The sequence below is a fragment of the Streptomyces sp. ActVer genome, from assembly GCF_027270795.1.
Taxonomy (GTDB): domain Bacteria; phylum Actinomycetota; class Actinomycetes; order Streptomycetales; family Streptomycetaceae; genus Streptomyces; species Streptomyces umbrinus_A.
The window spans coordinates 1-12267 of sequence record NZ_JAPWHT010000318.1 but is presented as its reverse complement, the minus strand read 5'-3'; the positions used below and the strand labels follow the sequence as shown (position 1 = coordinate 12267).

11 protein-coding genes and 1 pseudogene are annotated in these 12267 nt (G+C 69.2%); 5 read left to right on the top strand and 7 right to left on the bottom strand.

Translation table 11 applies throughout. The annotated features are described in order from the left end of the window. A pseudogene (locus O3Q52_RS37080) lies at window positions 1-157 on the top strand (SAM-dependent methyltransferase); the annotation flags it as partial. After that, the gene (locus tag O3Q52_RS37075; protein WP_269653007.1) at window positions 154-1224 is read left to right on the top strand and encodes a prenyltransferase; all 1071 of its coding nucleotides are present in this window, start codon (window positions 154-156) and stop codon (window positions 1222-1224) included. The pseudogene O3Q52_RS37080 and the gene O3Q52_RS37075, both read left to right, overlap by 4 nt. A 48-nt stretch (window positions 1225-1272) precedes the next feature. On the opposite strand, the gene O3Q52_RS37070 is transcribed toward O3Q52_RS37075, so the two are convergent. After that, a complete protein-coding gene (locus tag O3Q52_RS37070) occupies window positions 1273-1569 on the bottom strand; it encodes a hypothetical protein (RefSeq protein ID WP_055617873.1) in 297 nt (98 codons plus the stop codon). A gap of 215 nt (window positions 1570-1784) precedes the next feature. On the opposite strand from O3Q52_RS37070, the gene O3Q52_RS37065 reads away from it, so the two are divergent. The 3 genes from O3Q52_RS37065 to O3Q52_RS37055 are packed head-to-tail and all read left to right on the top strand — an operon-like array spanning window position 1785 to window position 5351. Then, entirely contained in the window at window positions 1785-3005 is a 1221-nt protein-coding gene (locus O3Q52_RS37065; RefSeq protein WP_269653006.1) for a hypothetical protein, read from the top strand. Further along, on the top strand, window positions 3002-4606 hold the full coding sequence (locus O3Q52_RS37060; RefSeq protein ID WP_269653005.1) for a VWA domain-containing protein: 1605 nt from the start codon (window positions 3002-3004) through the stop codon (window positions 4604-4606). Before O3Q52_RS37065 ends, O3Q52_RS37060 begins: the two co-directional genes overlap by 4 nt. Next, window positions 4593-5351 (top strand): hypothetical protein, encoded by a 759-nt coding sequence (locus O3Q52_RS37055; RefSeq protein WP_269653004.1) that lies wholly within the window; start codon window positions 4593-4595, stop codon window positions 5349-5351. The genes O3Q52_RS37060 and O3Q52_RS37055 overlap by 14 nt, the downstream gene beginning before the upstream one ends. Window positions 5352-5436: 85 nt before the next feature. Here O3Q52_RS37055 and O3Q52_RS37050 read toward each other — a convergent pair whose 3' ends face one another. The 6 genes from O3Q52_RS37050 to O3Q52_RS37025 all read right to left on the bottom strand — a co-directional run. After that, a complete protein-coding gene (locus tag O3Q52_RS37050) occupies window positions 5437-6444 on the bottom strand; it encodes an LLM class F420-dependent oxidoreductase (protein ID WP_269653003.1) in 1008 nt (335 codons plus the stop codon). 144 nt (window positions 6445-6588) lie between these two features. Beyond that, window positions 6589-7431, bottom strand: a complete 843-nt coding sequence (locus O3Q52_RS37045; RefSeq protein WP_269653002.1) for a hypothetical protein — start codon at window positions 7429-7431, stop codon at window positions 6589-6591. A gap of 36 nt (window positions 7432-7467) precedes the next feature. Further along, entirely contained in the window at window positions 7468-9033 is a 1566-nt protein-coding gene (gene iscB, locus O3Q52_RS37040) for an RNA-guided endonuclease IscB (protein ID WP_269653001.1), read from the bottom strand. 459 nt (window positions 9034-9492) lie between these two features. Continuing rightward, window positions 9493-10464 (bottom strand): N-acetylmuramoyl-L-alanine amidase, encoded by a 972-nt coding sequence (locus O3Q52_RS37035; protein ID WP_269653008.1) that lies wholly within the window; start codon window positions 10462-10464, stop codon window positions 9493-9495. A gap of 173 nt (window positions 10465-10637) precedes the next feature. Beyond that, window positions 10638-11822 carry a sialidase family protein gene (locus O3Q52_RS37030; RefSeq protein WP_269653000.1) on the bottom strand — a complete coding sequence of 395 codons (1185 nt, stop codon included), beginning with the start codon at window positions 11820-11822 and terminating at the stop codon, window positions 10638-10640. Continuing rightward, window positions 11810-12267 (bottom strand): RICIN domain-containing protein (locus O3Q52_RS37025; protein ID WP_269652999.1); only part of this gene is annotated, 458 nt, incomplete at its 5' end. The genes O3Q52_RS37030 and O3Q52_RS37025, both read right to left, overlap by 13 nt.

The window sequence follows — 12267 nt, the reverse complement described above, 5'->3', positions numbered from 1 at the left end:
CACCCGGGTCGCCGAACAGGCGCTGAACCCGCTGATCGGCAAGAGCTTCGTGGCCCACGCGACCAAGCCCCACCTGCCCGTCGACGCCGCCGCGGTGGCCCCTTCCGACGCCGCCACGGTGAAGCCTTCCGACGCTGCCACGGTGGACCCTTCGTGACGACACCGCGCACGGAGCACCTCGTCCTGACCGGAGTGCTCACCGCGGAACAGGCCGCGCAGACCGTCCGGGGCATCCTGGCCGTACAGCGCGCGGACGGCGCCATACCGTGGTTCCGCGGACACCACCTCGACCCGTGGGACCACACCGAGGCCGCCATGGCCCTGGACGCGGCCGGTGAGCACGAGGCCGCCGGGCGGGCGTACGACTGGCTGGCCCGGCACCAGAACCAGGACGGTTCCTGGTACGCGGCCTACGCCGACGGGGACGCCGCCGACGTCACCGACCGCGGCCGCGAGACCAACTTCTGCGCGTACGTCGCCGTCGGCGTGTGGCACCACTACCTCGCCACCGGCGACGACACGTTCCTGGACCGGATGTGGCCGACGGTGTTCGCGGCGGTGGAGTTCGTCCTCGAACTGCAGCAGCCAGGCGGGCAGATCGGCTGGAAGCGCGAGGACGACGGGACCCCCGTCAACGACGCGCTGCTGACCGGGAGTTCGTCCGTCCACCACGCGCTGCGCTGCGCGCTCGCCATCGCCGAGGAACGCGAAGAGCCCCAGCCCGACTGGGAGTTGGCGGTGGGCGCGCTGCGCCACGCGATACGCCGGCACCCGGAGCGGTTCCTCGACAAGGACCGCTACTCGATGGACTGGTACTACCCGGTGCTCGGCGGCGCGCTGACGGGCGCCGAGGCGAAGGACCGCATAGAGAGGGACTGGGACCGCTTCGTGGTCCCGGGGCTCGGCGTGCGGTGCGTCGTCCCCAACCCGTGGGTGACGGGCGGGGAGTCGGCCGAACTCGCCCTGGCACTCTGGGCCGTGGGCGAGTCCGACCGGGCCCTGGAGATCCTCCAGTCGATCCAGCATCTGCGGGACCCGGGAACCGGCCTGTACTGGACGGGCTATGTCTTCGACGCCCAGGCCGTCTGGCCGGAGGAGCTGACCTCCTGGACGGCCGGTTCCCTGCTCCTCGCCGTCGCCGCTCTCGGCGGCAAGGAGGCGACGTGCGCGGTCTTCAGCGGCGACCGCCTGCCGACGGGCCTGGACCCGGACTGCTGTCAGTAGGGGCCGGGCACCTGCTCGGTACGTACGCGCACCTGCTCGGTACGTACGTCAGTGACGGTGGGCGCGGTTGGCGATCGCGTGCCCCACGAAGAGGTACACGACGGCCGCGAGGCCATACCCTGCGACGACCCGTGCCCACTGCTCGTCGAAGGTGAACAGGTCGTGCGACCAGCCGGCGAGCCAGCGTGCCGCGTCATGGATGAATTGGACGAAGTCATTGCCCTGGTTGGCGTCCAGCAGGTACATCAGGATCCAGAGGCCAAGGATGAGGGCCATGATGTCGGCGACGACCGCGATGACCGTGCCGGCCTGGTTGGCACCGTTGCTGCGAGTTCTAGAGGACATGCTCTGCGAGTTGCCCTTGAATCCCGAATGAAACCCGTCTCGGCCGGTCGGGTTGGAATCCGTCGAGGTCAAGGTGGTGTCGAAGGGCGGCGCCAGGCTCTCCCGGTGATGGTTCGTCAGCGATTAACCTTGGTTCCAACTGCCGTTCGTCGTGAGGTGGTTCGGCGGTAAGCGCTGTCACCGACGATCCTGCCCCACGCTAGGGGGAGACGCCGGTGTCCGCGAACAGATCCGTGTCAGAGGAACCCCGTCTGGTCGTCAACAGACCCGAGCGCAGTCGCCTGCGCCGCACACTCGCACTCACACTCCCGGTCCCCGTGGTCGGCCTGGTCCTGCTCCTGGCCTCCGGCCATCTGCTGATGCCGCTCGACCGGGTCGTCACGATCGAGGCCAAGATGGCCTCCAAAAGGGACTTCTTCGAGGATCCGGAAGTCCAGCGCATCCTGATGGAGCACGGTTTCCGCGTCCACATCACGAACATGGGCTCCCGCGACATCGCCAACCAGGACGTCGAGGGATACGACGTGGTGTTCCCCTCCGGACAGCCCGCCGCGGACCTGATCACCAAGAGGCGTGCGGAGGCGGGCAACCCGGTCCTCACCTACCGGCCGTTCGTCAGCCCGATCGTGCTGGGCACCTACCGGGCGTACGCCGAGACGCTGAAGGACGCGGGGGTCGCAGAGCCCCAGCGGAACGGCGGTGCCGGCGGCAAGCCGCTCTACTACACGCTCAACATGCGGAAGTTCCTGGATCTGACCGACAAGAACAAACGGTGGGACAAGATCGACATCAGGAAGCACGGGGTGCGGAACGGCAACAAGATCCTCGCCCAGACCTCGAACATCTGCCAGGCCAACTCCGGCGGCACATATCTCGGCCTCGTCGCCTTCGTGCGACACGGGAACGACGCTCCGAACGGCACGCGCGAGGCGGAGGTTCTCGCCAAGGAGATCAAGCCGCTGCTCGTCGAACAGGGCCTGCCCGCCTCGGAGATGGCCGAGACGTATCTGTCCCCGAACGGCAAGAGCATCTCGCCGATCGCGGTCTTCTACGAGCACCAGTACCTGGCCCACCAGATCCGCCACCAGAAGGCGAAGGGCCGGCCCGACACCGACCGCGTCCTCCTCTATCCGGACACCCGCTTCGTCACCGAACCCCAGCTGGTCGCCCTCACCAAGGACGGCGAGCGGCTCGGCCAACTGGTGACCAGGAACCGCGAACTGCAGGCGCGGGCCGTGGAGTTGGGCTTCCGGCCGCGGGACGCCACCGCGGACGAGATGAGCGACCAGCTGGCGAGGTTCCTGACCGACCGCCACATCCAGGCGCCCGTCACCTCCGCCGACGACACCAAGGCGGTCCTCCCCAGCCTGCCCGTCCTGGAGCGGATGATCCAGATCGTCGGAGACTGCCCGGAGCCGCGGAAGGACCCCAAGTGAGACGCGGGCGGTGGGCCCTGGCCCTGTGCCTGACGCTCACCCTGACCGTCACCGTCACCGTCACCGCCTGCTCCGGGGGCGACGACGAGAAGACGACCCTCCGCGTCCTCGCCGGCCCCGACCTCGCCGTACTGGAGCCGCTCCTCGACGAGTTGAGGGACGAGACCGGAGTCGAGCTCGACATGGACTACCGGGCCGACGCGGACACCGGCGAGGGCCTGGTCCCGAGCACCGGAAAGGGCGGCGGTGGCGGGCACGATCTGGCCTGGCTCTCCACCGACCGCTCCTTCCGGCTGCGCCACAAGGACACCGCCCAGCGGCTCCTGCGTACGCCGACCATGCTCTCGCCGGTCGTCGTCGGCCTGCGGCCGGATGTCGCACGCGAGCTGCGCGCCAAGGTGCCCGGCGGCAGGCTCAGTTGGGCCGACATCGCCGACGCCGCCGCCACCGGGACCGTACGCTTCGGGATGGCCGATCCCCGGCAGACGGGCAGCGGGCTCTCCGCGCTCGTCGGCGTCGCGACCGCCGCGGCGGGCACCGGCGGCGCCCTGCGCGAGAACGACGTCTCCTGCGACCGGCTGCGAGGCTTCCGCTCCGGCCAGAAACTCACCGCCGACTCCACCCGCGACCTGCTCGACGACTTCGTCGACCACCCCGGCACGGCCAACGCCCTCATCACGTACGAGTCCGACCTGCTCGCCCTCAACTCCGGTGGCCGGCTGAAGGAGAAGCTGGAGATCGTCCGCCCCGAGGACGGCATGGTCCTCGCCGACTTCCCCCTGCTGCTCCTCGACCCGGACGACCCGGACCGACGGGCGGCCTACGACAAGGTCGTGGAGTGGCTCCAGCGGGACTCCGTACAGGAGAAGATCATGCGGACGGCCCTGCGGCGGCCGGTGAGCCCGTCCGCCCGGCGGGACGGACAACTGCGCGCCCCGGTCGGCAACGCGCTCTTCTTCCCCGACCAACTTGCGGTCGTGGAGCGCCTGTTGGACGACTACGGCGATCCCCGGCGACGGGTCCCCGACCAGGTGATCTTCCTGCTCGACTTCTCCGGGTCGATGCGCGGCGAGCGCATGGCGGCCCTGCGCGAGGCCTTCGCGGACCTCAGCGGCGCGGACTCCTCGGCGACGGGCAGGTTCGCGCGCTTCTACCAGGGCGAGCGGCTGACCGTCGTACGGTTCGGCGGCCGCGTACTGGAGGAGAGGACCGTCACCGTCGACGGGCAGAAGGATCTGGCGACACTCGCCGACCTCGTCGCGCGCGGCGGCTACGGCGACGCGACCGCCGTCTGGACCGCCCTCGACCACGGCTACCGCACGGCCTCGACCGTGGTGGCCGACGACCCCGAACGGGCCGTGTCCATCGTCCTGATGACGGACGGCGAGAACAACTCCGGTATCGCGTACGAGGAGTTCGTACGCCGCTACGAGGCGCGGGCGGCCGAGACCCGCGCCGCGGTCCACACCTACCCCGTGCACTTCGGAGAGGCCGACGCAGGCGCACTGCGGCGCGCGGCCACGAAGACGGGCGGACGCATGGTGGACGCGCAGGGCTCATCCCTTTCCGAGGCGTTCAAGGAGATCCGTGGCTGTCGTTGACGCGCAGTGGTGGGGTGTGTGGTGGCCCTGGATGACGGTGTGGCTGGTCACCGCGGCCGGTCTGGTGACGCTCGGCGTCGTGCTGGTGCTGCACGTCAGGGAGCGAAGAAGGCGGGCGCTCGGGCAGCGGTCCGCGTACAGCATCTGCTTCTACCTCGACGAGAAGGCGGTGATGGACCTCTACCGGATCGGCAACTACAGCGCGGCGCTGGAGCAGGCGGTCGAGCACCGGACCAACGTCAACACCAGCCTGGGGCTCTGGGGCAGGCTGCTGCCGTGGACGGTCAAGGCCAACCGGGACATCAGCCAGGAGAAGTTCAGCAGCTACGTCCAGAAGAGCGAGCCGATCTCGGTGATCGGGATGCTCATGGACGCCTTCGAGCGCGCCGACGTCATCGTCCACGCCGACCTGCGCTCCGGGGACGTCACCCCGAACCGCGCCCTCGCCGAGGCACTCGGCCCCGAGGCCGGCCGCGGCGGCCTTGCACTGAGCGACATCGAGGAGTTCGTCTCGGTCCGCGGGCGCTTCCTGGTGGAGTCGGACTCGGCCGAGGAGATCGTCCTGCGCGCCCCGTACGGGGACCCCGGGCAGCCCGCCCACGTCCGCGTCACCTGCGCCGCCGGCGGCCTGCGCGGCGAACGGATCAACAACGGCACCTTCCAGGCACGTTGCCTCGGCAAGATGACCGGCTGGCGGTCGGACAGCCGCGAGGTCACCCTGGAGGCCATCGCCATATTCCGCTAGCCGACAGCGCCCCGAAGGGGCGCGGGGAACTGCGCGACCAGCCACAACGAACCCGCAGGTGAAGCACCACACATCAGCGGAGCGCTCAGTTCAGCTCCGCCAGCGTGCGAAGGGTGAGCCGGTCCGGTGACAGCACCAGCAGGTCCGTCACCGGACCCTTCCTCCACAACTCCAGCCGCTCCGCGATCCGTTCGCGCGGGCCGACCAGCGAGATCTCGTCGGCGAACGCGTCCGGCACGGCGAGTACGGCCTCCTCACGACGGCCCGCCAGGAACAGCTCCTGGATACGGCGGGCCTCCTCCTCGAAGCCCATCCGCGCCATCAGATCGGCGTGGAAGTTGCGTGCCGCGTGCCCCATGCCGCCGATGTAGAAGCCCAGCATCGCCTTCACGGGCAGCAGCCCTTCGGCGACGTCGTCACAGACCTTCGCCCGGGCCATGGGCGCGACGAGGAAGCCATCGGGAGCCGCGTCGAGCGAGGCCTCGTACACATCGGTCCTGAACGGCGACCAGTACAGCGGCAGCCAGCCGTCCGCGATCCGGGTGGTCTGCGCGATGTTCTTCGGCCCCTCGGCGCCCAGCAGGATGGGCAGTTCGGCGCGGAGGGGATGCGTGATCGGCTTGAGAGCCTTGCCGATCCCTGTGCCGTCCTCGCCCCGGTACGGATGCGAGTGGAACCGCCCGTCCAGCTCCACGGGCGCCTCGCGCCTGAGGACCTGGCGTACGACGTCGACGTACTCCCGGGTCGCGGTGAGCGGCGACTTGGGGAACGGACGCCCGTACCAGCCCTCGACGACCTGCGGACCCGACAGGCCGAGGCCGAGCATCACGCGTCCGCCCGAGAGGTGGTCGAGCGTGAGCGCGTGCATCGCGGTCGTGGTGGGGGAACGGGCGGCCATCTGCGCAATCGCCGTGCCCAGCTTGATCCTTGAGGTCTGGGCGGCGATCCAGGTGAGCGGTGTGAAGACGTCGGAGCCCCAGGACTCGGCGGTCCACACGGAGTCGTAACCGAGCCGCTCCGCCTCCTGAGCGAGAGGCACGTGGTCCGCCGAGGGGCCGCGTCCCCAGTAACCGAGAGCGAGTCCGAGCCGCATGCACACCACTCCTCACACCACTCCTGACGGTCCGTCAGATGACGGATTTCCCGGCGACTGTACGCCGAACGGCCCCCCACCCGGAAGAGCGCCGAAGAGCTCGTGAGGGTGGAGGGCCGTGGTGGAACCCGGCGGCGGTGTGTGTCAGCCGCGCTGGATCCCGGACGTGTCCTGCAGAACACCGCGGCGGCCGTCCTGCGTCTGCGCCACCAGGCTCGGGCCGCGCTGCTCGACGGCCAGGTACCAGGTGCCCGGCGCCAGTTCGGCGATCGGCGTCGGCGAACCGTCCTCCGCGAACAGCGGACGCGGCACCGGCACGGCGAACCAGAACGGCGAGAATTCCCCGGCGGGCGGCTGCGCCTGCGGGGCCTGCGCCTGCTGCGGCTGGGGCTGCGTGCCGAACGGCTGACCCGGCTGGCCCTGCTGCGGCTGACCGCCGTAGGGCTGGCCCGGCTGCGGGGCACCGGCGCCCGGGTAGCCGTAACCACCCTGCGGCTGGCCACCGTACGGCTGCGGGGCGGCCGGCTTGGGGGCGGGGAGGAGGGGGCCCTTGCGGGCCGGCACGAGGGGAGTGGCGACCGCGGCGCCGGCGAGGGCCAGCGTGGCGACCAGGCTGAGGATGAGACCGGTGCCCGCCCCGAAGTTGGCGAGACCGCCGTTGTTGTCGAAGCCGCCGGCCGGGTCGAAGATGTTGCCGAGCGCGCTCCAGGCGGCGAACACCGTGAAGGCGATGCCGAACGGGCCGAGTTCGAGACCGGCGACCTTCGGCAACTGCGGCAGGCCGCGGGCGACGACGATCAGCGCGGCGCCGATGAGGCCGGCGAAGGTGACGCTCAGGAGGAGAGGGCCACTTCCCCAGGCGTTGGGAATCTCGGCGCTGTCGCCGGCCCCGTCGATCGAGTAAATGTCGAGGAACGACGCGATCAACAGCAGAACCGCTGCTCCGATCACCACGCCGTCGCCTCGAGTGAGGGAGCGGATATTCACCGTACGCCTCCCGAGGAAGTCCCGGTGCGGTGCGGGTCAAGCATGTGTGGTCTCCATTCGGCTGGTGTAGGCGTAGCCGTCGGCTCGTTGGGGCAGGCGGATATGCCGGTGGTGAACGCCCTGCACGAGTCCGTGGCAGGTCTTGATATTGAAGTTTCCGGTGGCGCGGACGGCGACACGGCCGGTGTGGATGCCCTGTTTCTTGCCCGTCGGGACGCTCGCCCGCACGAGGTCGCCGGTGGCGTAGCCAAAGTGCTGTTTGGTGCGGGGCGTGGTGAGGCGGGGGAACCCGTACCGGTCGGGGGCGGTGCGGCGGTAGGTTCCGCGTCCGGTCGCGGTCACAACAAGGACCTTGGCCGGGTGATGTGCGACGCTTTCGAGGACCCCGACGCACAGAGCATCCAAGGTGTGGGACTTGAGCGTTGTGGTGCGCCGACGGTTCCACCTGGTGCGGCCACCGGAGGCCGACCGCACGTCTCGGTGGGTGGACTCGAGCACGCGGACGAGCGCACAGCGAGTTGCGTTCATCGCCGCGGCGTCCTGCAGCGGGGCCTTCATCTGCCGAAGGGTCTTCGCGAGCAGGGCAGGCCTTTTTTCAAGGAAGTCCTCCACCAGCTTGTTGCCCTTCCTCTCGTTGCAGGGAACGCAGGCGAGGACGAGATTGGAGAGCCGGTCGGAGCCGCCCCGAGATCTGGGATGGACGTGTTCGATGTTGAGTGGGACGCCTGTCGCACCGCAGTAGGCGCAAGTGCGGTTCCACTTCGCCAACAGGTACTCGCGCAGCTCCATCCCCTGCAGAGTCCCGTGCTGATATCGCGCACCGGACAGAGGCTTGCCCGCACTCATGGCATGGGTGTCGAAGGCGACGCGCTCTACGTGCACGGTGCGTATGGGGGCCCAGCGGGCGAGTCTGCCCACCCACGCTGTAGTGGTGTCCACCCGGTGCTGGAGGGACGGCGCGAGCCAGCCTTCCGGCCGGGTGCGGTTGTTGAAGCGCGGAGCCCGGTAGCGCAGGTTCCGCCCTCTCCACCCCCGGCGTAGCGCGGCTCGGGACGTGAGCTTGTCTCGAATGGCTACGCCTCGGTGGGACAGTTCGACTGCGAACGGACCATGGCGGGCGGTTCCTTCGGACTCCTCGACCGTGCGAAACACCGCGATTCCGGTAAATCTGCTGCCTGGGTCGATACTTAGCTCCACGCTCTCGACTTCGGAGGCGGAGGCGGTTCGGTCCTTGAGGCGGATAACGAAAGGGGTGTGCCGGTGCACGACTGCCCGGCCCTGCCTCAACAGTTTGCGGGCGCGGACAGGTGTGCAGGGCATGAGTGGTTGGTGGTGTTTGTCCAGGACGAACACTGTGGGGTGGCCCTCACGAGCCGCGCCCTTCCCCGCCGAAGCGGGGTCGGGGTGACGTCCTGCCGGATGGGTGCCCTCCAGCAGGATCTCCCCTCGCCCATGTTCAGAACCTGTACCCGGCTCGGTCGCCGGGAGTCCGCAGGCCGTTTCGTCCCTGCTCCCGGGGGTGTCTGCTCCTGCGGATTCCAGAGCGCGCTGCTGAGGAAGCACAGCGTGGTGGGTCTTCTTACATGAACTGAACGTAGTCATCGGATGCACCTCCTTGCGGCGATGACTGGGGCTGGTCAAACGTGGGCGTAACCTCAACTGAGGGACACGCCCCGGCCATGAGGCCGAGGAGTGATTGACTTCAGGTCCTTCGTCGGTCATTGATGGGCGTCGCTGGTGCGGTGCGTTGTAGCGGGAACACGCAGCGGTCCTACTGCGGGGACGACCTTATCGCCTGTATGAGTGGGGTGTTCGCTCGGGATAAGGATCCTCTGCCCGCGCCTTCACACAACCTGAGACGTCAGCACCCTGTCTTCCGAGAGCGAAGTGCACGTCGGGGCATCCCCAAGGGCACTTCGCGTGAGCCCAGGTGTTGGTTTGCCACTCGCCTCGGGTACCGCTGGAGGGGTGTGTGCCGCAGGAACGACTTGAAGCGGACCTGAGGTGCTCATGGTGAAGGTTTCGTGCGGTCGCGAGCATTCCTGTAATGAACCGCTGCTGCTAGGGGTCCAAGAAGTCAGAGATGCCGTCCGCGATTCCTTGCGCCGCCTTCTGCCTCCACGCGCTGCTGGTCAGCTGTGCGGCGTCCTTGCTGTCGCGCATGTTGCCGCACTCGATGAAGACCTTCGGAACCATTGACAGATTGAGACCGCCGAGGTCCTTGCGGACGTCGAGACCGGTGCCGCCGCCGATGTAGTTCGAGGGGGCGCTGCCCGTGACGCGCAGGAAGCTGCCCGCGACGCGCTCGCCGAGCTCGCGGGACGAGGCCACGATCGGGCGGGTGTCGGCCGCGCCGGAGTGTACGGAGCCGGGCAGGATCACGTGGAAGCCGCGGTTGCCGGCGCCCGCGCCGTCCGCGTGGATCGACACCACGGCGTCGGCGTCGGCCTTGTTCCCGATCTGGGCCCGCTCGTCGACGCACGGGCCCCAGGAGCGGTCGCCGTCCTGCGTGAACTTCACGGTGGCGCCCTCCTTCTCCAGGACGGTGCGCATACGGCGGGCGACGTCGAGGGTGAACTTCGCCTCGGTGTAACCGTCGTTGGTCGCCGTACCCGTCGTGTCGCACTCCTTCGAGTTCGTCCCGATGTTCACCTGCTGGTTGATCTCGGAGGTGTGCTGGAAGTTGCCGGGGTTGTGACCGGGGTCGATGACGACGACCTTGCCCTTGAGCGGGCCGGAGGCGGCGGGGGCCGAGGCGGAGGGCGAGCCGCCGGGCTTCTCGCTGTCGCCTGTCCCGCCGGAACCGCCGGGCTGCTCCTTGCCGTCGTCCGAGGCGCCCGGCGTGGCGGGCCTGCCCCATGAGGAGGACGAGGGCGACGCCTGCGCATCCCCGCCGGAGTCCCCCACCGTCTGCCACACCAGCCAGCCCACCAGCGTGCCCGGCACGAGCGCGGCGACGGCCACGGTCAGGGGGCCGCGCAGGGGGTGGCGCGGGGGACGGGGAGGTTCGAAGTCAGGACCTACGTACGACACGCCTGCCACCTTACGGGCCGCCCCCGGGGTCCGCAGGTTTCCCTGGGCCACACCGGTGGCGGTGTCGGCGACCAGGCCTGTGGCGGTGTCGGCGACCACGCCGTGCGGGCCGGAGCGCCCTTGATCGGGGGCTCCGGCCCGCCTTCAGCGCGTACGGCCGCAGGGCCGGATGGCTACGTGTCTGAGATGTCGAGCTTGTTCACCTTGATGCGCGAGGTGTCGTGCTCCCAGACGACGAAGAACTTGCCGGGCGCGTACTCGTCGGCCATCGGGTACCTGTCCCAGCCTGCACCGTCGCTGGTGGTCTCCGCGGCGCCGTCGGCGAAGAACTTGGCGGCTCGCCAGGAGTTGCCAGGGGTCTTGACCTTGTAGTTCAGGGTCAGCTTGTTGTCGGCGGTGTTGTAGATGGTCAGGTACCGGCCGGTGCTGTCCTTGGTGAAGTAGACCTTGGAGTCGTACCCGGGGATGTTGGTGTCCAGAGCGAAGGAACTCCAGGACTTGCCGCCGTTGGTGCTGGTGGCAGTCAGCGCGTACTTCTGGGTTCCGCCGTTGAGGGTGTTGCGGGCGACCATGACCAGCTTGTTCGGGTCGTCCTGCGAGACGACGAGCTGTGATTCGCCGGCCAGATAGCCCGTCGCGTTGGCCGCGGGAGTGCCTGCTGTCCAGTTCACGAGGTCCGTGGAGTACAGGGCCCCGTTCTTCCTGCCCGACGCCCAGTACGGCATGACGTGCGTTCCGTCGGCCAGTTGGACCGGACGTCCGGCGAGAGCGAGGTTCCCCAGGCCGGAGCCGGTGTCGTCGGTGGTGTCCAGGTCGAGCGGCATATTGACGGTGAAGTCCTGCCAGGTGTGACCCTCGTCGGTGCTGCGCTTGGCGACGACGGCGTTGATCGGCAGGCCGTTGTTGCTCTCGGTGGCGGAGATCCGGCCGAGGTACGCGAAGATCTCGTTGCCCGTCTGGTACAGGACGACGTAGTGCCAGGCGTACTCGCTCGTCTCCTGCGCCAGCGTCTGCGGACGGCTCCAGTGCGCGCCGCCGTCGGTGGTGTACGAGTACCGGATGTACCCCCGGTCGACGACGCGCTCGCCGGGCTTGCTGATCACCGCGGCGGTGGTGCCCTCCCGCCAGGCGACGACCGCGTTGTTCGCGCTGGTGCTGATGATGTCGGGGGTGCGGGTGCCGTCGCCCTCGGTCACCGCGTTCCTGTAGACCGTCACCTCGCCGGAGACTCCCTCGGCGGACGCGCTGTCGGGGGCGATGAGGAGGGCCCCGAGGACGGCGGCGAGGAGGGCGAGGAGTGTCGCCAGGAGTATCGGCCGCGGCCGACGCGAGGCCTGCTGTTCCGCTACCAGAGCCATTGCTGGTCCCCACTCTCCTCCGAGCAGCCCCACTGAATGGCCTTGACTCCGTCGGTCGTGGAGCTGTTGGGGATGGCCAGGCAGAGACCGGTCTTCTTGTTCTTCAGCCGGTCGAGGCTCTCGCGCGTCCAGACCTGCTCGTCACCTTCGTCGCTGCACGGCCACTGGATGGGCGTGACGCCGGGCGTGGGGCTGCCGCTGGGGATGGCCAGGCACTTGTCGCTCGCCAGGTTGCGCACCAGGTAGCCGTTCGGGACGGCTTCGAATGCCCAGTACTGGCTCTCGCTTGTGCTGCACGTCCACTGGATCATCTCGACGCCGTTGGTCGTACTGCCGCTGGGGACGGCGAGGCACTGGCCGGTCTTCTGGTTGTAGAGCCGGGCGTACACCGGCGCCTCGGCGGCCGCGGCCGCCACGGTGGTCCCGGCCGTTTCGGCCGCCACGG

Excerpts from the sequence above, each read along its gene's own strand:
- iscB (WP_269653001.1), bottom strand. The coding sequence starts at position 9,033 with ATGACTACGTTCAGTTCATGTAAGAAGACCCACCACGCTGTGCTTCCT.
- O3Q52_RS37050 (WP_269653003.1), bottom strand. The coding sequence starts at position 6,444 with ATGCGGCTCGGACTCGCTCTCGGTTACTGGGGACGCGGCCCCTCGGCG.
- O3Q52_RS37070 (WP_055617873.1), bottom strand. The coding sequence starts at position 1,569 with ATGTCCTCTAGAACTCGCAGCAACGGTGCCAACCAGGCCGGCACGGTC.
- O3Q52_RS37030 (WP_269653000.1), bottom strand. The coding sequence starts at position 11,822 with ATGGCTCTGGTAGCGGAACAGCAGGCCTCGCGTCGGCCGCGGCCGATA.